The sequence below is a fragment of the Paenibacillus sp. Paensp38 genome (genome assembly GCF_059491915.1).
Genome location: NZ_CP168516.1, coordinates 4,752,851 through 4,777,640, shown reverse-complemented (window position 1 = coordinate 4,777,640; position 24,790 = coordinate 4,752,851). Strand labels below are relative to the sequence as shown.

Sequence of the window (24,790 nt, the reverse complement as noted above, 5' to 3'; positions counted from 1 at the left end):
AATGGTCTAGTTCATCTATATATTGCACTTTGGAGCGACTGGAATCGAATTTTGCAAAATCCTGAACGGAAAGGATGGATACAGTATGGGGTTCTTCAGAAATCAATTTGCAAATGTTGTAGAGTGGGAAGAATTTAGAGATGATATGATTTTCTGGAAGTGGAGTAATCGTGAAATTAAAAAAGGAAGTAAGTTAATTATCCGCTCCGGTCAAGATGCGATTTTTGTAAATAACGGCAAAATAGAGGGTATTTTTGAGAATGAAGGGTCATATAACATGGACTCTGACATTATTCCATTTCTATCCACCTTAAAAGGGTTTAAATTTGGTTTTAACAGTGGTATGAGGGTAGAGGTCTTATTCGTTAATACGAAGGAGTTTACTGTCAAATGGGGGACGCAGAATCCGGTGCTGATCCCGACTCCCCAGCTGCCAGGCGGTATGCCGATCCGTGCCAATGGCACATTTAATTTTAAAGTGAACGATTATGTTACGCTCATCGATAAGATTGCCGGAGTGAAGGACAGTTATCTCGTTGAGGATGTGAAAATACGGATTACTTCGGTGTTGGATCAGTTATTGATGAAGTGGATCAGCAGAGAAGGAAAGGACATGTTCAATCTGCAGGCGAATGCTTCTGACATTTCAAAAGGTATTCAAGAAGATCTGGATATGCAAGTGATGGACAACGGTATGACGATTACTGGCTTTCATGTGATGAGCTTCAATTATCCTCAAGAAATCCAAGATATGATTACGAAGACAGCCTCTCATGAAATGATCGGTAATCTGCAAAAGTACCAACAAGTGACGATGACGGACGGGATTGCATCGGGTAATGTAAAAGGCGGCGGTGCAGCTTCGGATATGGCGAGTATGATGATGGGGATGAATATAGCAAATGAAATGATGAAAAATTTGAACCCGAACCCAAAGCCTTCGGCTGAGACTCAGCCTACACCTGCTGGTCCCCCTTCATCTGGAGACGGGAATAAGCCCAATTTTTGTCCGAATTGCGGTACAAAAAACGAAGGAGCTAACTTCTGTCCGAATTGTGGACAAAAACTGAACGGATAACATAGCTACGGTCAAGCTTCTTTATAAGCATAAGGGCAGTTATCGCAGAGTATCTTCTGTGATGGCTGCCTTTTTATGTAGCTCGTTTAAGGAATTTCTTCATAAATCCGATTTATTGGATTGAAAAGGGTACTCAGGATAAGGTACTATAGCTGTATGGTATGTATTTATATTAACTAATTAGTTATTACATTAATAAACTATAGGTATAGGAGCAACGAAGATGACCAAATTCCAAGATCAAATCATTGCGCGTTACAAGTTTGATGATGCAGAGAACGTCGGCAAAGATAGCTCAGGGCAAGGTAACGATGGGGTTGCTTCAGGCACAGTAACACCCACAATTTCCCATGCTACCGGTAGAGCGGCATTGACGCTTGAGGGAGGCCCCAACGGTACCTCGTATATCCAGCTTCCTTCCGATCTATTCAAAGATGTAAGCGATAACACCGGTGTGACAGTTACTGCTTGGGTCAACTTCGGCAGATTCACAGATATGTGGGAACGTGTTTTTGACTTTGGTAAAGCCCATACAGGACCCTATATGTTCATGACACGGAACCTGCGCGGAACTCTTTTCAATGAGGTAGATTTGTCCGTAGACCCGGGAAGAGGCTTTGTCAGGGATGAGTGGATGCATATAGCTCTGTCCGTAATCGGTACAGAAGGCGGCACATTAAGCAGTGCGGGTCCGGTGGTATATGTCAATGGTGAGGTGGTAGCGGACGGTTCCATCAGTCAAACTTCCAGCGGTAACTATGCCAAGCTGCGTAAATGGTTCGAAACGTTTACAGACTCGTCCAACTACAGCAACAATTTTATTGGTCGCTCTCAGCATGCGGCGGATGTAGACTTTGCCGGCTCCGTTTCAGACTTTCGAATTTATAAAGCAGGCTTGTCGGCAGATGAAGTCATTGAGGTCATGTGCGATTCGTTGACAGATGAAGAGATCGTGAAGCTTGCCAGAGATAAATATTTGTCCTTTCCGACGACGATTGTGACCAAGGACTTATCTCTGCCAACCGTTCTGATGGGTGGAAGAGTAGAAGTGACCTGGAAATCCAGCCAACCTGGTATACTCTCTGACAATGGTCAGGTGCAGGCGATTACCTCCGCACAAGGGGTTACCGTCACAGCTTTATTGACGAAGGGCCTAAGCCAGATTGAAGAAAGCTTTGAAGTATCCGTTCTTCCTGAACAGCTGCCTCCGTACACGCTGACCATTCATGGAAATAAGGAAGTGCTGGATGTCAGCGAAGTGATGTACGGCTTGTTCTATGAAGATATCAATAACGCAGCAGATGGCGGGATATATGCGGAACTCGTTCAGAATCGCTCTTTTGAATCTTTCGAGTTTGATACGTATTCCCATGCTTCCGGTGAATGCGGCTGCTCTACAGGACGGAACCGCAACCCGTTGTTCGCCTGGTCTGGTGATACGGACAAGATGACTCCACAACATAGCGGTGGATTAAATGAGTTCTTAGGTGCAAAAGACAAAGAAGTGAACTCCTATTATGTGACGGTAGCGGATGGTGCAACGATTCGGAACAAGGGCTTTTCGGATTCTAATCAGAATTGTGCCATGTCCATCCAAAAGGGTGATAAATATGAGTTTACCATCTGGGCGAAGGCCGATTCAGCGGGCACAATCACATTGCAACTGCAAGACTCGAATGAAAAGGCCATTAGTGATTCAATTACGATACAGGTGGAAGGCGGCAACACGTGGAAGAAGTACGGCATCGATTCCAGGCTTGTGCTGATAGGCTCAGCTACGGTTCTTGGACAGCTGGCGCTTACATTTGAAGGGGACATTTCGGTTGATATGGTCTCCTTATTCCCACAAGATGTATGGGGTGCAGGAGAGGAAGAGCAATCTTCATCGGCACACGCCAACTATCAGGGTAATCCTAACTACCGATTGAGAAAAGATCTGGTGAACGCGCTGGTCGGCATGCATCCGAAGTTTTTGCGTTTTCCGGGTGGTTGCATTTCCGAGGGTTCGTTTATATGGGAAAACGTATACGATTGGAAGGAATCGATTGGGGATATCGAGCTGCGCAAGGAAAACTTTAATGTATGGGGCTATATGATGACCATGGGACTTGGTTATATGGAATATTTCCAGTTGGCAGAAGACCTGAATGCAGCTCCGCTTCCGGTTATGGCCTGCGGCGTGCTCTGCCAAGCCCGCTCGGATTATGCTCATCCCGCTGGAGGCGCATTAAGAGAATACTATATTAAGAACTTTACGGATCTGATCGACTTTGCGATTAGTGTGGATTTTGAACATAATGAATGGGCTGCTATGCGTAAAAAAATGGGCCATGAAGCTCCATTCGATCTGCGTTATTTGGGTGTGGGTAACGAGAACTGGGGCACAGAGTTCTTTGCCAACTTTGAAGTGTTCAAAACGTCGATTGATGAATATATGGAGAAAAACTATCCGGGTCATGAGCTGCATATCATCTCCACAGTTGGCGCTCAAGCAGACGACGATGCATATCAGCAGGGCTGGAAGTTCTTAAGCGGTAATATGACCGGTTCGGCTAAGGTTGCTTTTGCAGATGGTAACCAGGTGACGGAAGAAACGGTAACCTGGTATGAGAAGCAAAAGGACTATATGGACACCATTGCAGACGAGCACTACTATCGTTCTAACGAATATCTGCTGAATAACGCGGACCGCTATAACTACTACTACAGAGCTTACAACGGGGACGGCAGTATTAACTGGAACGCGACATCAAAGGTTTTTGTCGGGGAGTACGCCTCAACGGATAAAAATACATTGGCAGGCGCTGTAGCAGAGGCTGCGGTGATGACGGGCTTCGAAAATAATGCCGATGTCGTTCGGTTGGCTGCCTATGCGCCGTTGTTTAACAAAGTCCTGACAGATGGAACCTACAGATGGACGCCAGACTGCATCTGGTTCGATGACGAAACGGTGTGGTTTACGCCGAACTACTATGTACAGCAAATGTATGCTAAATATTTGGGCAATAAAGTATTGAGCACTTCTTTCTCTACTTACAAACATGGCAAGCCAACGGATCTCATTCCTCAGGGTGGAATTGAAATCGCGACAGGCAATGCCGACGTTATGATTAAGCGTGTCACCGTTACCTCTAACCAGGACGGCAGTGTGCTGCTGGATCAAGATTTCGCCCAGGAATTAAATTCGGCCTGGCAGGTCATTCCTGGTTCCGTGGGCTACACAGTGGAGGAAGGCAAGGGGCTTGTGCTCAAAGCTCAGGATAGCGGTCTGAATGGTCTGTACATCTTGAACGACAGCTGGAGCAATTACAAGGTAGAGGTGATCGCCTCCCGCATTTCCGGCACGGACGGTTTTTATGTGGGTGCGGGTCTCACGGATATTTCTGCGGAGAAAAAGGACGTTGTCGAATACGCGATCGGCTATGGCGGCAAGGCTACCGGCGTGAAGGTTTACAAGCAAGGCATAGAAGGCTACACATTGGGTGACTACTCTTCCAGTACAGCCGCAGGTAACTTGAGAGCGGCCAGCTATGAAGAGTTGGCCGACAACACGGACTACACCATAACAGTGAACTATGGCGGTGAAACAGGCAGCAACCTGATTTGCTCATATACCGACGGCGTGACAAACAGTAAAGTGCTGGATTATAAGCTGGAGGCTTACAACAGAGACGTGTTCAACTCGGTAACCCAAGATGCTGAGCATGTATATGTGAAGCTGGTGAATGCCGACAGCGTGGATAAGGTAACACAGCTGAATCTACAAGATTTGAGTGTTGAGTCCAACGCTAAGCTGATTACACTAACCGGCGATTCCTCGCTTGTTCATGTACCTAACGTGAACAAGAAGAATGATGAGAAGATAGTGCCTACCGAACAGCAGATCACGCTTCATACGGATTCTGTCCTCTTAGACTTACCAGCCAACTCGGTAAATGTGCTGGTGCTGGATCTTAAACCTTTTTCCGCTTAAAAACAAAAAGGGGTGTCCCAAGCAGCCGTTTTATGGCTTTTAGGACACCCCTTTTTTCTATGAATAGAGTCGGAATGTTGAGTCAATTTCCCCTGGCAGGCATTACTGCGTGCTTCTGTTTACCAATTCACGCGGGTTGATGCCATCGTCTATCGTTAGCGGGGTAGGGGCTCCCGTAGCGATTCGCTCCCAAGGCACCATTTTAAAGTTCTGATTTAACTTTTTGCCGTTTTGAAGATTTTCGTCATCTTGTGCAACGAAGATACCATGAGGGAAATTCCTACCTAATCCGTAGCCAAGAACATCAATACCATCTGTGACAGATGTACCATCAACGGTAGGGCTTGCGCTGATCGTGAAGTTGCTTATATATGCATTGTCGCCTTGTCGTTCATAGATCGCATAGCTACTGTTTCCTTGGCTGGAGGCCATAAGATATCCTTTGCCATCTTTACCGTAATACAATGTAAGTCCCTCTATGTCATCGTGAAGTCTGCGCCCATCTGCAATATCCACACGTCGCAGCGGCTCGGTTGAACCGTCTGGCTCGGCACTATACTTCCAAATAGCGTAATCCTCTTCAGCGATGTAGATCGTGCCATATTCATCATCAGCAACCATGCCTTCGGATTGCGTATTCAGCTTGAACTGGCGGACAAGCTTACCTGCAATTTTGCCGCTTCCGTCGTCAGTCAGCTCATATTGTTCAAATTCACCCTCTTTGCCCAAAACGAGCGCGTAAAATTTATCTGTCTTGAGGCTATGGTATAGGCTGAATCCGTATACTTCTTTCATAGATGCTTTAATAGGTTTGCCAACCACGTTGGTCAGCTTTCCTGATGCACCGTCAATGGCAAAGATATCGATCGTGTTGTTGGTTCGATTGGTCGCCCCTGCGATATCTATTTTTTTTCCACCCAAGGTGAAACCGTAACGAAGATCCACGTTATTCATTTTTCCAACCTTCATGTTTTGCAGTTGCTTGCCTTCCAGATCATAGACTAAAATCCCGCCGCCTTTATTGGTTGCTAAAATTCTACTTTTCTCTGGATCGGCCGGGTTGAGCCAGATTGCAGGGTCGTCGGCTGCGTCTTCTCCATCCTCCACAGCTTCTGTTTCAGCAGAAGGGATCACTTTATAGGTGGGGACTGCGTCCTTAGGATCTGCATATTTGCTGTTCTCTGCTTCAAGCGCTGTAAGAAGTTTTGTAGGAAGATATACAGTTCCATTCATCATCTTAATTTCCTGGTCCGCTTTTCCGGTTAGTCCAGCTAGACGATATTCCTTCTCACCCACTGTAAAGGTTCCGACAATGCCATTTTTCAGTTTGACCAAAACAGACTGGTCATCACTATCCCATGTAATGGTCGCCCCCATTTTATCTGCCTGTGTTCGTAGTGGTGCATACCCGGACGGCTGAATGTTTGCCGCATGGGTCAGTTCTGGTGATATCAGAACCCCTGTTAACATGGCTAATAATGCGAGTTTAGTTGACTTCATATGTATGCCCCTTTGCTGAAGTGAAAATGATATAACCGACTCAGTATAAAGCGAGAATATCAAAAGGATACAATGAAAATGTAAAGAGAGTGTAAAGGAGGTGTAAGCATTCAATGAACTGGTTTCCAGTATTGTTGTCTATAATTCTTTGGAGACATTCCGAATTTTTCTTTAAAGCATTTGGAGAAATAGCTTGCTTGGGAGAATCCCGTTTCCTCCGTAATTTGTTGGACAGACCAGTCAGTTTGCAGCAAAAGACTGCGTCCTTGATCCAGGCGATAATCCATTAAATACTCAAGCGGTGTGCGCTGGAAGGCGACTTTCATACATCTAGCAAGATAATTCTGATGTACGTGAAAATGGGCTTCCAAATCCTTATTGGTGATCGTATTCTTGTAATTCTGTTTTAGGTATATTTCGATCTGTTCCGCCAACTTAGAGGAGCTGTCTTTATTATTCTGATCATACTCCAAACTCTGGAAAACATTCACAAACGTCTGTTGGGCCTCCCATAGTGCCAGTTTTCTAGGTTTTAAAGTAGAGGCTAGTAAATAGTCTAATTTCGAAAATAGCTCATGTGGATTCACCACTTTTTGAATTTTAGGCAAATGAATGGTCGTATGTTCTGAATGAAAATGCAGCTCGGGAATGGGAGTGCTGGGTATAATAGGATTGGACGAGGATTGTGCGCACCACATGCTATTGGTTTGAAAATGGAACCAGTAAAAGGAGGTTTGTTCTGTACATGCCTCAATGGGAAAATGATGTTTATCCGGTTCAAGAATGAGAGCGTAATTTTCAGTTACCTTCCACACTTCGTCCTCTTCGCCAATGTGCAGCAACCCTTCTTTAATGATTATTACGTCAAAATAACCCAGATTATACCTATTTGGATGCCAATCTCCTTTTTGATATGTAGTAAAATTCCCCTCAATGAAATAAGGCAGCGGAGGGACAAGGAATGATAGAAAGTCTGTTTTGCTCATGGAAGCCAGCTCCTTTGTGTGTGAAATCGTATAAGTTTTAGTTAAAGATCGCGATTTTTTTTATAAATTCAGGTTGATAAAATAAGGACTGTAGCAAGGGGAACTCAGGTTAGCTTGTACGATATTATCAATACTTTATCCTTATTTTTCAAAAAATGAAAGCGTTCTATTTACAGGAAGGGATGTTTATCCAATGAAAACGGCAAAGCCAGTTAAGCATGTCATCGTTGACGATTTATTTTGGAAAAAGTATAAGCAGGTTGTGGCGGAAGAGGTTATTCCTTATCAGTGGAAAGCATTAAATGATGAATTACCAGATACAGAACCCAGTCATGCGATTGAAAACTTTAGGATTGCAGCCGGGGAATCCAGTGGGGAGTATTATGGAACTGTTTTTCAGGACAGTGATCTTGCCAAGTGGCTGGAGACGGTTGCCTTTAGCTTAAGGGATCATCCGAATCCTGCGCTTGAAGAGCGGGCTGATGAAGTGATTGAATTGTTGGGCAGAGCTCAAGCTGAGGATGGGTATCTGAATACGTACTATCTGCTTAAGGAACCCAATAATCGCTGGACGAACCTAAGAGACAATCATGAGCTGTATTGTGCAGGGCATTTTATAGAAGCGGCTGTTGCTTATTATGAAACGACGGGCAAAACGAAGTTTCTTCACATTATGGAGAAATACGTAGACCTGATTCAGCAGGTTTTTGGTACGGAAGAAGGGAAACGGAAAGGCTACCCGGGACATGAAGAAATTGAGTTGGCCTTGATCAAATTATACGACGTAACTGCAAAGGATCAATATCTCAAATTAGCGCAATATTTTATTGAACAGCGGGGACAGCATCCTATTTACTTTGCAGAGGAACAAGAACAGAGAAAACATATTCAAACAGAGCCCACCTGGAATGATGAGAACAACATTAATTTTGGTTTAGGCTTCGAATACCAGCAAGCACACCAACCTGTGCGGGAACAAAAAGAGGCAGTCGGCCATGCAGTAAGAGCGGTGTACCTGTATATTGCGATGGCGGACTTGGCCGCGAAAACAGGGGATGCTTCCCTGTTACAAGCCTGTGAAACGCTGTGGGATGATGTCACGAATCACAAAATGTACATCACCGCAGGGATCGGTTCTACTGTAAACGCGGAAGCGTTCACTTGCCATCACGATCTTCCTAATGACAGCATGTACTGTGAGACTTGCGCCTCTGTAGGGCTGGCCTTTTGGGCCAATCGTATGTTGCGCTTAGCGCCGAACCGGAAATATGCCGATGTGCTGGAGCGTGCGCTATACAACGGGACGATTAGTGGGATGGACCTGGACGGGAAACGATTTTTCTACGTGAATCCGTTGGAGGTTAATCCCTTTCAAAAATCCAGAAAAGATCAAGAGCATGTAAAAACAGAACGGCAAAAATGGTTTTTCTGCGCCTGCTGTCCGCCCAATTTGGCACGAATGATTGCATCGGTTGAGGACAATATGTACACCCAAACGGACGATACGTTGTATACGCATCTGTACATTGCCAGCAAGGTGAACATGACTTTATCTGGTCATGAGGTTGAAATTACACAAACTCATCATTATCCATGGGATGCGGATCTAACCTTTTCGATCCATGTAACAGAGCCAACTCCCTTTAAATGGGCACTGCGAATTCCAGGGTGGTGCAAGCAGGCAGAGGTAAAGGTGAATGGGGAAACCATATCATTAGATCGTCTGGAAAAAGGCTATATCGAGATTCAGCGTACTTGGAAGGACGGAGATGTGGTAACTCTGCATTTGGCTATGCCAGTTGAGCGCATTCGGAGCAATCCGCTGGTCTCCATGAACCAGCAGCAAATTGCTCTCCAACGCGGACCAGTCGTGTTTTGCCTGGAAGAAGTGGATAATGGAGCGAATTTGGCAGGATTAAGATTGACGAAGGATAGTCTTATTACGGAAGAGTTCAGCGGAAACCTGCTGGGTGGCATTGTAAAGCTGACCATAGAGGGACACCGGGTAAAAAATTCGAATGCATTATACAGCTCGGAGCCCCCTGAATTTGTTCCTCAACAAATTACCGCCATTCCTTACTACGCCTGGTGCAATCGGGCTAAAGGGGAAATGCGTGTATGGGTTTATGAATCATAATTCATTCGCATGGGGAGAGGAAAGATCATGAGTACGAGAATTGTGAGTACAGAACCACCGGAAAAGGCAACCAGTACCGTTCCTTTTCATCGTAAAATCAGCTATTCATTAACGGATACGGCCGGCAATCTGTTGTACTGTGTCATTTCCAGTTATCTATTATATTTTTATACAGATGTATTCGGTCTTTCTATCGGGATTGCCGGGACATTACTATTTATCACCCGTTTTATTGATGCTATTGATGCCCCGATTTGGGGCATCCTGATTGATCGAACGAAGTCAAAATACGGCCAGAGCAGACCCTATTTTCTATGGTTAGCAATCCCGTTCGCTGTGTTCATGGTCCTTACGTTTACGACGCCCAATTGGAGTGAGTCGGGCAAAATTGCATATGCCGCCATTACGTATATCATAGCCGGCATCCTGTACACAGGAATTAGTACGCCGATTACGTCTATTCTGCCTAACCTGAGCACCAATTCTAATGAACGCGTCGTCTTGAACTCCTTCCGCATGGTAGGGGGGAATGTGGGCTTCTTCATCGCCACGACGTTTACGTTACCTTTGGTTGCTTTCTTTGGACAGGGGAATGATCAAAAAGGATTTTCCTTAACGCTTGTTTTATTTGGAATCATGGCGATTATTATGTTTTTCATAGCGTTTGCCGATTTGCGAGAAAATGCAGCAGTGAAAACGAAGTCCGTTCCCATTGCCAAAAGCTTCACAGCGATCAAACGAAACTGGCCCTGGATGCTCGTTGTAGCTGCCAACTTGTGTTACTGGATCGGTTTGAATATTCGTTCAGCAACGCTCATCTTTTATCTGCAATACAATCTGGACAGTAAGGACTTAGTACCTTTAATCAATGGACTGACCTCCTTACAGTTGATCTCGATGGTTCTGATTCCGTTTTTTGCCAGAAAATTAAGTAAAAATGCGATTATGATTATCGGATTGATATTAGCTGCGCTGGGTCAAGTCGTGATTTTAATGGGAAGTACAGACTTAACTCTCATTATTATCGGCTGGATTATTGGTGCGTTAGGATCAGGCTTTGCATGTTCTATGCCGTTTGCGATGTTGTCAGATACAGTCGATTATGGGGAATGGAAAAATGGTATTCGGGCAAGTGGCTTCCTGACCTCTATTGGAAGCGCATTCTGTATTAAAGCGGGTAGCGGAATTGGCGGATTATTGCCAGCATGGATTATGGGCAGCACCGGTTACATCGCTGGGCAAGTTCAAACCCCTACGGCGTTGTCTGGCATTCAGTTCAGCTTTATCTGGCTGCCATTTATCATCTTCTTGATCGGGATCATTCCTATGTTTTTTTATAAAAAATTCGAAAAGAATGAAGCTTCTATTCAACAAGATTTGATTGCGAGAAGATCATAGACATTCTTTTAACAAGGTTTTAATGACATATTAAGGCATTATAATACTGCTGCAAAACCTGTTCACTGAGCTGAGCAGGTTTTTCTGTTATTTTCTATTCAAATGTGAGCAAGACCATTGACAGGATTTTCTTTTGGAGCAATACTTCTATGTAGAGAAAAGTGTACAGAATCAAGAACTAGACACATCTAGCCTTGCAACTTTATACATTTTTTCGCCATGAAGGCTCTTCTGTTGAAGGGTTTTTTTCAATTTGAGAAAAAGAATGTGATGATATGAGTCAACTGAGTGTAAGGATGAGAACACATGGCTTTCTGAATAAGCATTTTTCAGGAGAGTCTATTGATTATCGACAGATGATTGCGCTGTTTATCCCGCTGCTGATTGATCAGGCTTTTATCGTGGGTCTTAATTTGGTGAACACGGCCATGATTAGCTCGTCGGGGATGGCGGCAGTCAGTGCCGTAAATATGATTGATTCTTTGAATATTTTTCTGATTAATGTGTTTGTCGCAGTGTCTACCGGGGGAACGGTTGTCGTGGCACAGTATAAGGGGAGCGGTAACGACCTCATGGTTTCTAAAGCCGCATCCGGTACCATTTCCTCCGTTTCCTTGCTGGCCTTATGTATCAGTTTGTTTATGATCGTGTTGTACAATCCGATTTTGAGTGTTCTGTTTGGTTCCGCCTCGCCTGATGTATTAGCTAACGGTAAGGTATATCTACTGGGAAGTTGTATGTCTTTTGTGGGGATTGCAATCGTTGAGGCGGTGTGTGGAGCGCTGAGGGGGATCGGGAAGACGAGGGCATCGCTGGCTCTTTCTCTCATCATGAACCTCTCGTACGTGCTCCTCAATGTGGTATTCATTAATGTATTGGATATGGGTGTGCTGGGCATGACGATTGCCGTCAATGTGTCCAGATATGCAGGAGCAGTGTGCGCGCTGATCTATTTGGTCAGGGTAGATGATGACTTGCGTGTTCAGCTTAGAGATATGCTTTACTTTAATCTGGCCATGCTTAAAAAGATTTTGTTTATCGGGCTTCCCTTTGCAGCGGAGCAGATGTTTTTTAATGGGGGGAAAATTTTAACCCAAATTTTCATTGTGAGTCTGGGAACCAATGCGTTGGCGACGAATGCCATTTGCTCATCCCTAGCTAACGTGTTCCAAATCCCTGCGAATGCTTTGGCTCTTACGATTGTAACCGTGGTCGGTCAATGCATGGGACGTCGAAATGTCGAGGATGCACGCAAGTTTACCAAATCGTTTATTTGGCTGTCGTCTTGTTCGTTTATTGTAATGGGATTAATCCTGATGCCTTTGTTTGAGCCGATGGTGGGGCTGTTTCATCCGCCTGCCGAAATCGTAGATGACATATTTGTTGTCATACTGATTAATACGTTGGCCCAGATTCCGCTCTGGTCCATTGCCTTTATCACACCCTCTGCACTAAGGGCAGCAGGTGATTCAAAATTTACGTCCCTCACCTCAATGCTGTCCATGTGGTTGTGTCGGGTGGTGCTCGGGTATATTTTGGGCATTGTGTTCAACTTGGGGATTGTTGGTGTCTGGTTGGCTATGGATATTGAATGGGGCGTGCGGGGACTCGTTTTCCTTTGGCGCTTCCGGGGCAACAAATGGGTCCAGCATCGTTTGATCGACTAAATAGGTCCACTACCATAAAATTGACTTCTGGATGAAGGCATTTTACAGTAGTGGATTTTTTTCTTCCTAATACTTCATTCAGGCTCCTTACCCTATGCTGATCCCTATATTGCCTAACTGCGCTCCCTGCTGCATACGGTTGAAGGCTTGCGTTGTGTCTTGTAGAGGAAATACGCTATCTATAATCGGATGGAGTGCATGGTGCTCCATGAACTGAAGCATAGCTGCGAATTCCTCGCCACTACCCATAGAGGTGCCGATGATGCTGATTTGAGGAAAAAATATAGACCGCAGTGGAATCTCTACTTGATCTCCTGAGCTTGCGCCAAATGTAATAATCCGACCGTTTGGCTTGAGGACATCCAAATATTTATCGAACGTAGCAGGACCGATACTGTCAAGGACCAGATCCACGGTGTCTCCGTTCATATTTTCTTTCCATCCGCTATGGCTGTCGAATGCATGATTAGCGCCATGGGCGAGGGCAGCCTGCCTCTTTGCTTCGCTGCGTGATGTGACGCTGACCCGTGCACCTACCGCTAAAGCCATAAGCATGGCATACGTGGCTACACCACCGCCAATACCGGGAATGAGGACGTGCTCACCCTCCTGCAATTGGCCTCTTGTGAAGAGCGCGCGGTAAGCGGTCAAAGCAGACAAAGGCAGTACCCCTGCTTCTTCCCATGAAAGGTATGCTGGTTTACTGACGGCATTTTGGACGGGGATGATAACCGATTCAGCGAATGTCCCATCCGAGGGTCCGCCCAGAATGGCTGGAACCAAGGGAACATGATGCGTATTCTCCCATCCGATACAGGGATTGATCATTACATCGGTGCCTACCAGCGAGGTTGGGACGCCAGCACCCACAGCCTCGATCACACCTGCTCCATCGGATCCGAGAATGAGTGGAGCATCGTTGGCAGCTCGATCTGCCATGAGGAATAAGTCTCGATGGTTCAAGCCTGCGGCTTTGAGTTTTACCCTCACCTCATCGTTCCCTGGCTGTCTGTCCGTAACGTCTGTATACATCAGACCCTCAGGGCCGTTTTTGCTGGCATGTATCACGGCTTTCATTTTAAAACCTCCCGTGGTGCGAATTTAGATGCAATTGCATGTATATTGAATTGTACAGAGCGGCAAGCATCCGGTAAAATGAACAAAATCGAACGTGAGTATCACAAATGATCATACCAAGCAGGTGACGTATACATGGAAAGCAGTGATTTGAAAATTTTTCGGGCCGTCGCTCGCGAGGGCAGTATCACGAAGGCTGCGCAAGTTTTGAATTATGTACAGTCCAATGTGACTTCGCGGATTCAGCAGCTTGAGGCACAATTGAACGTACCGCTATTTCGCCGATCTAACCGGGGAATGACGTTAACGCCAGCAGGAGAGAATCTGCTGAAATATGCGGATACCATACTGACCTTGCTGGACGAGGCTGTAAAGTCCACTCAATATTCAGACCAGCCCGCGGGACCTTTGCGACTAGGCTCGATTGAGACGGCGGCGGTTACGCATCTGACCTCTTTATTGATGGAATATCACGCTCAATATCCTGATGTCCATCTATCGCTTATGACAGGCAGCACCCATGATCTCGTACAAAAGGTATTAAATTACGAATTAGATGGAGCGTTCGTCTATGGCCCCGTCGATGATCCGCATATAGAGCATGTTGCGGCGTTTGAAGAGGAGTTGGTGCTTATTTCGGAACCGGGAGAAAGTGATATGAGCAAGTTGCTTGCCAAGCCTATGCTGTTCTTCGATGTAGGCTGCACACATCGGGCAAGAGCGGAAAGTTTTCTGAGCGATGCAGGTGTGGATGCGTATCAGATTATGGAATTCGGAACCTTGGAAGTCATTTTGGGTGGAGTAGCCTCTGGTTTGGGAGTGTCCATGTTGCCACAATCGTCGATTGCAAAGGCAGAGGAGACGGGAAGTATTGCTTCTCATCGTTTACCTGAGGAATATCGTAAATTAGAGGTGTGGTTTGTTCATCGGCGGGATTCGGTTTACTCCAGTGCACTGTCAGGCTTGCTCCATTGGATGAAAAAGGATGCTATACTTAACTAGGATTAAATTGACATCAGGGGTGTATCATTTGGAAGAACCTAATTTATTGAAAAATCCATCTACAGTAGCTCCGGGAGAATTTGTGAGGAATGGCGGTTATCAGCGACGAGAACCGGATAAGATGGCAGTATTATCAGAAACATACGGTGCCTCTATTTTTTTCAGAAGATGGGCGGCTTGGATGATTGACTTCATTCTTATCGTCTTTGGGTACGGAGGGCTGGTATATTTTACAACGGAAAAAGTAGCTGAAGCGGAAACCCCAAATATGGGTATGGTAGTGATGCTCTTCCTGATCGGTTCCTTCTGCTATTATCTGTTACTGGAAGGACTTACAGGCTATACGCTGGGCAAGTTTGTACTTCGTATTCAGGTTGTGAATGGAGAAGGAAGGCCGCCAGGCATGGTTAAATCCTTGATCCGCACTCTCATACATCTGGTGGATACGAATCCGCTGCTTTTCATGGGACTGCCCGCCGGTATATGTGTGCTGGTGACACCTCGGAAACAACGGATTGGAGATATGGCTGCGAATACATATGTGGTTAAGGTAAGGGATTTGGGAAAGGTGGGCAGAAAGAAAACCGGGATTATTGCAGGAGCAATCATCCTGACGACGATCATTTCAATGGTTTTTGCTGTATCTTTAATTTCTATGCTCATTACGCAAATCATGAAGCCTGAGGTATTTACCAGTAAGGATAGCCAGTTTGCGGTTACGGCTCCCTGGAATTGGTCACGAGATAATAGGATTAATGAGGATGCGGACATCGCCATTAAAAATGAATTTACCGAAAGATATCTGATTGTATTGTCTGAACCGAAAAGCGATTTTGACAGCAGTATGACTCTTCAAGAATATAAAGGAATCATTGAGGATCATTTGGTGTCAGGAATTACGGACCCTGAATTGGGGACCGCTTCAGATATGGTGGTGAACGGATATCCTGCCATTGAGTTTACCCTAAAAGGAAAAATAGATGGGAATCTGGCCATGTATAACGTGACCACGATTGAAACACCTTCGCATTATCATCAAGTGCTTGCTTGGACCTACGCTTCCCGCTATGGTCGAGCACAGCAAGAGCTGCGCAAGATTAGAGACAGTTTCCGCGAAATGAACATGCTGTGAAGTGAACATGAAGCAATGACGATGAATCGAAGTTATAAGGAAGTAAGTGGAACAAGCAGACAGCTTATAGAAGCGTCTGCTTGTTGTTTTATAAACTTCCTTTAAAAAACGAACATCAAAACGCAGTAGGCGGAATAGTAGATTTATATAGATAATTTGATCATACAATAGAGTGTCTAATCACTCGTAATCCAGCTACTTTCGCCACTTTGCCTTGTGGATGGGCCTTGAATTGAATCGTAACTTCATTCTTGTGGTTCGTCACAGATAGAGGAAGCTCATAGACGAACGTTTCGAATTTATTCATTTCCTCAGACTCCAGCTTGCCTTCCCCTAAAATCAGGCCATCCGCAGTGATGTCAAACTCACTATGGGGACGGCTCAAGTCCTTCAAATAAGTAACCGCCAATTGGACAGGCTCATCCGGAAGCACCTTCATGACAAAAGAGAACCAGCCCCCAGGCCAGGTATCGCGATATTTGCGGTTATAGATGGACCCTAGACCTACATGCTCTCCAGTAAAGGCATGATCCCGTTCAGGCTGCATTTCGGCAGGCTGCACAACGTCCACTGTAAGTCGTTCCAGCTCTAGCTGATACGCTAACGCGGTACGATATTCTGCCTCGGTTGCTGTCCATTCGTCCTTGGAAAAGAGATCCCAATAGACGGTATATGAACGATCATACATCTGATAAAACGGACGAAGCTGCAAGTCTCCGATATAGCCTAAGTCGGTCATATGGAATGTATTAGGCTCGTTCCCGTCAGCAATCAGCTTCGTTGTCAGGGAATCGGTCGATCCGATCAGAACAGACGCAAGCAGACGTTCCTCGTTGGACTCCTGTTCAACAGGGCCAAGGTCCCCAGCCAGTACAAGCGGGCCGTACATAAAAGCAATTCGGTGTGGATTATCCGGCATTTCCTCGACTCTCACGGTCATAGGAATATCGTACTCGATCGTATCCCCATTGCTCCATTCCCGTTCCATTACAACGTAGCTGGTAGGACAGGCCTCTGTGACGCACTCTTCCCCGTTGATTTTAATCAGCATCCCTTGCTCCGCCCAGTGCGGGCATCTTAGCTTGATTGCGAAGGATTTGGGCTGCTTGCTGATAACGCGCAGCGTTCCCCGTCCATTTTGCGGAAAGAGAGTGTCTTGTTTGAGCTGTACGCCCATCTCGTCCCATGTCACAGTAGAAGGGACATATTGATTGACATAGATCGCTTCTGGCGTGTGAAAATAAATTGCAGTGCCGTACATGGAGTGACTTTCCATACCGGACCCGACACAGCATGTGAAATCCTCATATTGAGAATTAAAGGACTTGTGTCCTCCCATTTCCAGCGATACAAAATAGCACACACGTCCATCTACAGGCTGCTGTGAAGCTAGAATATGATTGAACATCGCTCGTTCATAGTAGTCGGCATAGGCTGCATAGGCGTCCCACTCGAACATATGTCTTGTTAATTTCAGCATATTGTAGGTGTTACAAGTTTCACAGGTACCTTCGCCCAAACGGTCATTCAGCTTGCCAGGTTCACCGAAATGTTCATTATAACTATTGCCGCCGATCACGTAGGAATGCTTGTGAACCACCCGATCCCAGAAAAAGCGAGATAGGTCCGCATATTGCGGTTTCCCCGTCATTTCAAATTGCCGTGCAGCGCCAATGATTTTGGGGATTTGCGTATTGGCATGTCGCCCTGCCAACGTATCTTGGCTATCTGCGAGATCATTTAACACCTCTCCGTGATAAAAGCGTTCCGCCAGACTCAAAAAGCGTTCTTCTCCCGAATGTTCCGCCAGATCGGTCAGCACCTCGTTCATACCGCCAAACTCGCAATGCAGCACCTGCTGCACCTGATCATCGTCCAGTCCTTGAAGTACATCCTCCAGCCAGTTGCCGAGTTTGATTTCTATAGACAGGGCCTTGGGATGATGCGCCAGCAGATGGGCATCACGCAAGCCCGCAAAAAGTTTGTGCATGGTATATAGCGGCACCCAGCCACCGTTCAGATCAAAGCCCTGGGAGCGGATATCTCCGGCTTTTACTTCCTCAAAAATCTCTTTCCCACGTGGAATGCCGGAAATGTATCCGTTTCCATGACTGTTTTGGCATATCTCCAGTTCGTCGACTACATAGTTCACGCGTTCCAACAGTCTTTCGTCGCCTGTGGAGGCAAACATCAGTGCACAGCCGGACAGGTAGTGACCGAGTGTATGTCCGCTGATGCCACGCGCTTCCCAGCCTTCATAGTGAGCCGCTTTGGGCTCCAGTCCCGCATATTCACGAAAGCGCGATAATAAACGGTCGGGTTCCAAGCTCAGCAGGTAGGCCGTATTCAGTTCCATCGCATGTAAAAGTGGGCCGGAATCAATTCTTACTTTATGCAAGTCAAAAGCTTTAGCTTTCAAAATCATCGCTCCTTAGCTAAGATGAAAGTGTATATTTCTCCACTACATTAGCATTGGAATCGCGGTATGTCAGTAGCTTAACCATACAATGGGTGGACAAATCCGAACATGAATCTAAAGAGGCGATAACATGACCTATCTAAAAGTAAATGTAGATGCTCCAATCCAACTGATCTCCGCAGGCGAGTTTGTTTCCGAGGTGCCTTGGAAGCATATGAGTCGCTCCATTGATAATTTTGAGCTGATCCTGGGTGTCCAAGAGACGGTATATATACGAGAGGAACGGGAGGATTTTGAAGTAGGCGAGGGAGATATTCTATTGCTTTACCCCGGTCGTACGCATAAAGGATACCGGGAATCGTTGCCGGGTGTAAAATTTTATTGGTTTCATTTCGATGTTCCCGCGACCCCGAATGTACTATCTAATGAGGAAATGAAGCAGGAAACAAGTGCTATGAATGGACTTTTGCAGCGTCATGGCAAGATGCGGGATATCTATTTACCGCAATGTGTACAGGCAGACAACGGGGATCGGATTCATATTATCGTCAATCAGATTTTGCATGTAGCCAACTCACATTATCTTACGTATCACAGTGCCAATTATTTGTTCACCTCGCTGCTGATCGAGATATCAGAACTGGCGCTTAGCCGCTTGCTTTCCAATCCTGCTCATTCACAGGGGAATGTGAGTTTTAACAAAATTATTGAGTGGACCCGAATTCATGCCGAAGAGCCGCTGACCGTGACGGATTTAGCTCGAAAATTCAATTATAACAAGGATTATATCTCTCGTTTGTTCAAGCAAAACACAGGTATGCGCCCCTTGGAGTTCATTCACAGTATTCGTATCAACAAAGCCAAAGAGTTGATTTCCCGTACAGATATGAGCATTAAGCAGGTTGCCGAAGAGGCCGGATATACCGATGAGAAGTATTTTATGCGTTTGTTCAAAAAGAGAGCCCACATGACTCCTTCCCAATACCGGAATGCCTATCACAAAACATTTATGAACAATGTCTAGTGCATTTCTACTAAAAGTTGGGTGCGACCGTCCATAGGGGGCAACTGGTGCAGTATTTGGTCAATTGACGGAATCACTTAATATGGTAATCTGAGGGAAGGGTTTAAATGGTTGCAGGCTATGTTATTACTTGATGAAAAAGGGGCGAGCGAGATGCTACAACCACCATTAAAGGATGAACTGACTCGAATACTGGAAGGGTATTCACTGGATGAAGATTTAAAAGAAGAGATTCATCAGGAAGCTCAATCTGCTATACAATTTCATGTGGAGCATGAGGAAAACTACGAACACATTGGAAATAGTCGGATCGCCGGCTATCCAGATCTGCCACCCACGATAGAGTGGCCTTGTAATTTAGACGGGGAATATTATACGTTTATTGCTCAAATTAATTTGAGTGAGCTGCCTTTTTCACCATTTGAGGGATTGCCTCATCAGGGCATACTATACTTTTTTCTTGGGCTGGATGAGCCCGCCTATGATATTGACCATAAAATCTTTTACTATAACGGTGACAGCAGCGCTTTGCAGAAAACATTACCGCCCGCTGGGTGCGTAGAGGTTTCGGCAGAGCAACGAGATTTCACCGCCTATGCGATTTCCTTTCAGCCGATTATTACCATTCGGTCGGAGGGTGAGCTAGGAGATATTCTTGTAGATCAGTACGAAGAGCTGTATGAGCTTGTATGTGAACAAAGTGACACGGTGTGGGGGCAGCATCAATCTTTTGCAGGGAACACCCGGCGGGATGCTTATCTACGCCGAAACGGGCTTGAGGGTCTTCTGTTTAACTGGCATAAGAGTGAGAGTCAGATTCATAAGGAAATCGAGCAAGCTACGCATAGGGGGAGTACGGATTATGCGGAGCATTTACGATCCGAAGTGCTGCCTCAGCTACAAGAATATCAAACGAATCGGGAAAAGCACGATCAGGCTTCGGAAAATTGGCATGTTCTGCTCTCGGTCTCTTCTTTGGACGAGGTTGGTATGTGCTGGTGGGACGCGGGGTATTTGGAGTTTTTTATAGATCAAAGGGACTTGAAGAACCTTGATTTCACGCGAACGTATGTCAATCTGGCTACGAGCTAGCTAAAGTTCTAGACTGGGAAAATAAAGTATTAGACGGACGTTGCTTCATTCAGCTCACGGGCAGGTTAGTTTAACTCTAGAAATAAGAAAAGGGAACAAGCGTTCTTTACATGTGTTATATATGAGTATATAATCAAAACGAACCGGAGATCTGTTTTTTTTGATAAAACAATGTAGATTCTTCTTTGGTGTAAGAATTTTATAAATAACTCAATTTTGGAGGGTCTGTATGCCATATTGTAAAGTCAAGAATGCCAATATATATTACGAGGAAATTGGTAAAGGCAAACCGATTATAATGATTCATGGTTTTACACCAGACCATCGGTTAATGAGTGGGTGCATGGAACCGATATTTGAAGGTAATTCCGATTGGCGTCGTATCTATCTTGACCTGCCTGGAATGGGACAAACAAAGGATTACGATCAAATATGTAATTCAGATGATATGCTAGAAGCAGTTATAAATTTTATTGAAACTCTTGTCCCAAACGAGGATTATCTCATAGCAGGCGAATCGTACGGTGGATATATTACAAGGGGAATAATTAATAGACATAAAGATCGTATTGGTGGAGCTGCTCTGATTTGTCCATTAATTATTCCTGAACACAAAAGAAGAATACTGCCCGAGCATTTTGTTGTTCATTGTGATCGCGAGTTTATGGGCACCTTAAGTGAAGAGCAAATAAGTGATTTTAGCGCAAATCAAGTCGTTCTCAATGAATATAATTGGAAAAGGTATTCTGAAGAGATAGTGGCAGGTTGTAAGATCGCTGACTACGGTTTTCTTAGCAAGATTCAAAGAAACTATGGGTTTTCCACCAATATAGATAAATTAGTTTTTGATAAACCAACAGTATTTACTCTTGGGCGACAAGATGCAGTCGTTGGTTACATAGATGCTTTTAGAATTTTAGATAATTATCCTAGAGCAACCTTCGCCGTTTTAGATCGAGCAGGGCATAATCTTCAGATTGAACAGGCTCTATTATTTGAGTCACTTATGCGTGAGTGGCTTGAAAGAGTAACAGAGTTTGGATTTTAGTTGTATATTAATCCATGAACTAACGGGAAACGTTGATTCAATGAAACAACGACAACCTAGGACTTTATTTTCTGCTGACAGTATGATTGGAATGATAAAATGCAAAGGCCCTTCTGGCTTTCCATCAGGGAAGCAGCGGAAGGGCTTTTGTTATATATACTTGCCTATACGGGGAGTTTATTTATATCCGCTGCACGGTGAACTCGAATTCCAGCATTTGATCGGCTGTAATTTGGTATTCTTCATGTACCGGGGCTCCCCAGCTATCGTCGCCGCCTACGCCCATTTGCTTGCCAGCTACGGTGACAACGGTATAGTACACGTTGGGCAGCTCATACAGATGGCATGCACTTTCCAACTCGAACGCTGTATACGGCGAAATGTTGCATTCCACTGGTGCGGTAGCAGGTGCAGTAATGCGAATGCCCCGCTGGGAATCATCAGTAATATCGACACGGCGCACGCCTGTACGATTGCCGGATTCCTGCGGCACGACATACCCGGATACGTTATCCGCAGCTTCGTTGCGGAATACGCCTAGTCTCGCGCCAAAGGCACGGTCGATGTAATTCTCTTCCGGTCCCATCGCGTACCAGTCCAGATGGCGGTAGTCTGCCGGAACCTTGAACGAAAGGGCAAAGATCGGCAGGTTAGGCAGTCCTGAGACGCCTTCATAAGTCGATTTTACGTTCAGACTGCCATCTGCCAAGACGGTGTAGGCTACCGTTACCTGTGCGTCCGTATGAATGCTCAGCGTGTAGCGGAATGCAACAGTTACACGGTCTGTCTGCTCTTCCGTGACCTCGATGCCCACGCATTTACGTGTCAGACTTGCAGCGAACCAGCCACCGGCTTCAAAGCCCAGTGCGGTTCCCCGATCATTGTCTGTGGTCGCCCGCCAGAACAATGGAGCAGGAGGTGTAGCGATCATCTCACGTCCGGCGTAGCGAAGTGAAGTCAGGCTACCTGCTCCTTTGGAGAACATGATACTGAAATCTGCACCGTGAACGCCAATATTTACATCGCCATGCACCACTCGTAAGGCACCGACCGTAGGGAGCTGCAGCGGATTTGGATCTTCCACGATGAAAATATGCTGTCCGAAGGCCACTTCGTGTCCAGCCTCAGCCCAGAGCGTCGCTTCCTTCAAAACCAGAGCGGTGTGAATGACGTACTCACCGGGCTTCTCGTCTGTGCTTGGGAACGTCAGTGGAATATACGCTTCGGTCTGAGCCGCCACATCCACATGAATGGCATTACGTGCGATCTCTTGGCCCTCATGCAGCAGGCTGTATACAAGCTCGTAGTCCCCCGTTCCTTCGAACAGGTTTTCATTGCGAATGGTTACACCGCTGCGATCCGGGGTGAGCTTCAGATTTTGATACAGGAATTTGACCTCCTGCATCTTCGGCGAAACCTTCCGATCTGCATAGACAATTCCGTCCGTACAGAAGCCATAGTCTGTAGCACGGTCGTCAAAGTCGCCGCCGATCGCGAGGTACTCGCGTCCATAGCGATCTTTTTTCATAACAGCCTGATCAATATAATCCCAAATAAAACCGCCCTGATATAGCTCGTATTTGTTTTCCAGCTCGGTATACTTGTGCATGCCGCCTACGGAATTGCCCATCGCATGCATATATTCGCAACTGATATACGGCTTTTGTGGATTATCGTTTAAGTATTGCTCGATATCTGCAGGCTTGGCGTACATCCGGCTCTCCATATCGCTAGTATCATCGTACGTACGGTTATGAAACACGCCTTCGTAATGCACTAGACGGCTCGGATCGGTGGTTCGGAAATAGTTAGCTACATTGCGCAGCACTTCGCCTGCATACGACTCATTGCCGCAGGACCAGATCAGAATGGACGCGTGGTTTTTGTCCCGTTCCAGCATGGAAATGGCGCGATCCATGACGATATCTTGCCACTCAGGCAGATTGGCAGGAATATTCCACGATGGCTCGACGGCACCGAGTTTTTGCCAGGAACCGTGTGTTTCCAAGTTCATTTCATCAATTACATAGACTCCGTACTCATCGCATAGCTCATACCACAGAGTCTGGTTTGGATAATGAGAGGTGCGGACAGCGTTCATATTATTCTGCTTGAGCGTCCGAATATCCCACAGCATATCTTCACGGGAAATGGCACGTCCGGTGCGAGCGTTAAATTCATGGCGGTTCACACCTTTAAAGACGATACGTTTGCCGTTCAAATGCATGACCTTGTTGATCAGCTCAAATTTACGGAAGCCGATTTTTTGTGGAATGACTTCCACGAGCGATCCACTGGCATCATAAATTTGAATGAACAACGTGTACAAATAGGGTTTTTCCGCGCTCCACCGCTGCACTTGCTCCAAGGTTGCTGACAGTGAAGCCGTGCCATCCGTAAAGTCAGCTTTCAAAGAAGCTACAACATGACCGGTAGCATCTTTCACATCGACAGTTGCATAGGCCGTTGCCGGCTTTTCCAAGGTCAATTTCAGTTCCAGAAGGCCCTGCGTGTAGGAAGCATCCAGATCTGCCTTGGCATGCAGGTCACGTACGTGAAGCGTAGGGATGGTATAGAGGTACACATCTCTGAAAATACCGGAAAAACGCCAAAAGTCCTGATCCTCCAGCCACGCCCCCGTACTTCTTTGATAAACCTCTACCGCCAGCTTGTTTTCGCCTGCTTGCAGGAACGGTGTCAGTTCAAAATCAGATGGTGTAAAGCTGTCCTCGCTATAACCGACAAATTGTCCGTTCAACCATACATAGAAAGCCGACTCAACACCTTGGAAAGAAATGAACACAGGCTGCGCGTCGGAAGCCATATTTTCCGGCAAAACGAAGCTTTTGATATAGCTCCCGACCGGGTTGTGATCCTCCGGAATATGGGGTGGGCGAACGTCCGAATGTCCGTCCCACGGATACATCGTATTCACGTACTGCATTTGGCCAAAGCCTTGCGTCTGAATGTGACCCGGCACCTGAATATCACTCCAGCCGCCGTACTCAAAGCCAGGAGTATAGAACTCTACCGGACGGCTGGCTGGATTTGTTGCATAGTTAAACTTCCAGCTCCCATTCAGGCTATGACGCCAAGCCATATCAGCTTGCTGCTCCGCTTCCTGAAGCGTAGCGTAATATTTGTGATCGGAATAGGCGGGCAGCCGATGTACAGCAAATTTGGTTACGTCGGTCAGCCAGTCCAGACTAGGGGGTTGGATGGTCAAGGCGAACACTCCTTATTTTTAAAATTGAAAT

General features: G+C 45.9%; 15 protein-coding genes. 10 read left to right on the top strand and 5 right to left on the bottom strand.

Going from position 1 to position 24,790, the window contains the following annotated elements:
- Window positions 1–85 precede the first annotated feature (85 nt).
- Together ACEN8J_RS21115 and ACEN8J_RS21110 are read left to right on the top strand one after the other, a co-directional pair.
- Entirely contained in the window at window positions 86–1,078 is a 993-nt protein-coding gene (locus ACEN8J_RS21115; protein WP_029516925.1) for an SPFH domain-containing protein, read from the top strand.
- Between the two features lie 223 nt (window positions 1,079–1,301).
- The gene (locus tag ACEN8J_RS21110) at window positions 1,302–5,051 is read left to right on the top strand and encodes an alpha-L-arabinofuranosidase family protein (protein WP_495593927.1); all 3,750 of its coding nucleotides are present in this window, start codon (window positions 1,302–1,304) and stop codon (window positions 5,049–5,051) included.
- Between the two features lie 102 nt (window positions 5,052–5,153).
- Here ACEN8J_RS21110 and ACEN8J_RS21105 read toward each other — a convergent pair whose 3' ends face one another.
- Both ACEN8J_RS21105 and ACEN8J_RS21100 read right to left on the bottom strand, forming a co-directional pair.
- Window positions 5,154–6,551 carry a phytase gene (locus ACEN8J_RS21105; protein ID WP_495593926.1) on the bottom strand — a complete coding sequence of 466 codons (1,398 nt, stop codon included), beginning with the start codon at window positions 6,549–6,551 and terminating at the stop codon, window positions 5,154–5,156.
- A 110-nt stretch (window positions 6,552–6,661) separates the two neighbouring features.
- The gene (locus tag ACEN8J_RS21100) at window positions 6,662–7,537 is read right to left on the bottom strand and encodes a helix-turn-helix transcriptional regulator (protein WP_209949919.1); all 876 of its coding nucleotides are present in this window, start codon (window positions 7,535–7,537) and stop codon (window positions 6,662–6,664) included.
- 193 nt (window positions 7,538–7,730) lie between these two features.
- Between ACEN8J_RS21100 and ACEN8J_RS21095 the strand changes: the two genes are divergently transcribed.
- The 3 genes from ACEN8J_RS21095 (at window position 7,731) to ACEN8J_RS21085 (ending at window position 12,739) form a co-directional block, all read left to right on the top strand.
- Complete coding sequence (locus tag ACEN8J_RS21095; protein WP_495593925.1) at window positions 7,731–9,674, top strand: glycoside hydrolase family 127 protein; 1,944 nt, start codon at window positions 7,731–7,733, stop codon at window positions 9,672–9,674.
- A gap of 27 nt (window positions 9,675–9,701) precedes the next feature.
- The gene (locus ACEN8J_RS21090; protein ID WP_029516920.1) at window positions 9,702–11,072 is read left to right on the top strand and encodes a glycoside-pentoside-hexuronide (GPH):cation symporter; all 1,371 of its coding nucleotides are present in this window, start codon (window positions 9,702–9,704) and stop codon (window positions 11,070–11,072) included.
- A 275-nt stretch (window positions 11,073–11,347) separates the two neighbouring features.
- A complete protein-coding gene (locus ACEN8J_RS21085; protein ID WP_069010166.1) occupies window positions 11,348–12,739 on the top strand; it encodes an MATE family efflux transporter in 1,392 nt (463 codons plus the stop codon).
- A gap of 87 nt (window positions 12,740–12,826) precedes the next feature.
- On the opposite strand, the gene ACEN8J_RS21080 is transcribed toward ACEN8J_RS21085, so the two are convergent.
- The gene (locus tag ACEN8J_RS21080) at window positions 12,827–13,816 is read right to left on the bottom strand and encodes a zinc-binding dehydrogenase (RefSeq protein WP_495593924.1); all 990 of its coding nucleotides are present in this window, start codon (window positions 13,814–13,816) and stop codon (window positions 12,827–12,829) included.
- A gap of 135 nt (window positions 13,817–13,951) precedes the next feature.
- Here ACEN8J_RS21080 and ACEN8J_RS21075 point away from each other — a divergent pair, with 135 nt between their 5' ends.
- The gene (locus tag ACEN8J_RS21075) at window positions 13,952–14,818 is read left to right on the top strand and encodes a LysR family transcriptional regulator (protein ID WP_340953758.1); all 867 of its coding nucleotides are present in this window, start codon (window positions 13,952–13,954) and stop codon (window positions 14,816–14,818) included.
- Entirely contained in the window at window positions 14,802–15,950 is a 1,149-nt protein-coding gene (locus ACEN8J_RS21070) for an RDD family protein (RefSeq protein ID WP_495593923.1), read from the top strand. Before ACEN8J_RS21075 ends, ACEN8J_RS21070 begins: the two co-directional genes overlap by 17 nt.
- 160 nt (window positions 15,951–16,110) lie before the next feature.
- On the opposite strand, the gene ACEN8J_RS21065 is transcribed toward ACEN8J_RS21070, so the two are convergent.
- Window positions 16,111–18,369 carry a beta-L-arabinofuranosidase domain-containing protein gene (locus ACEN8J_RS21065; RefSeq protein WP_495593922.1) on the bottom strand — a complete coding sequence of 753 codons (2,259 nt, stop codon included), beginning with the start codon at window positions 18,367–18,369 and terminating at the stop codon, window positions 16,111–16,113.
- A gap of 130 nt (window positions 18,370–18,499) precedes the next feature.
- Between ACEN8J_RS21065 and ACEN8J_RS21060 the strand changes: the two genes are divergently transcribed.
- From ACEN8J_RS21060 to ACEN8J_RS21050, 3 genes are all read left to right on the top strand, one after another.
- Entirely contained in the window at window positions 18,500–19,393 is an 894-nt protein-coding gene (locus tag ACEN8J_RS21060) for an AraC family transcriptional regulator (protein WP_029516915.1), read from the top strand.
- A 153-nt stretch (window positions 19,394–19,546) separates the two neighbouring features.
- The gene (locus tag ACEN8J_RS21055) at window positions 19,547–20,485 is read left to right on the top strand and encodes a YwqG family protein (RefSeq protein WP_340931174.1); all 939 of its coding nucleotides are present in this window, start codon (window positions 19,547–19,549) and stop codon (window positions 20,483–20,485) included.
- A gap of 229 nt (window positions 20,486–20,714) precedes the next feature.
- Window positions 20,715–21,533, top strand: a complete 819-nt coding sequence (locus ACEN8J_RS21050) for an alpha/beta fold hydrolase (RefSeq protein WP_069010160.1) — start codon at window positions 20,715–20,717, stop codon at window positions 21,531–21,533.
- 181 nt (window positions 21,534–21,714) lie between these two features.
- Here ACEN8J_RS21050 and lacZ read toward each other — a convergent pair whose 3' ends face one another.
- On the bottom strand, window positions 21,715–24,759 hold the full coding sequence (lacZ, locus tag ACEN8J_RS21045) for a beta-galactosidase, LacZ type (RefSeq protein WP_495593921.1): 3,045 nt from the start codon (window positions 24,757–24,759) through the stop codon (window positions 21,715–21,717).
- Window positions 24,760–24,790: the final 31 nt, after the last annotated feature.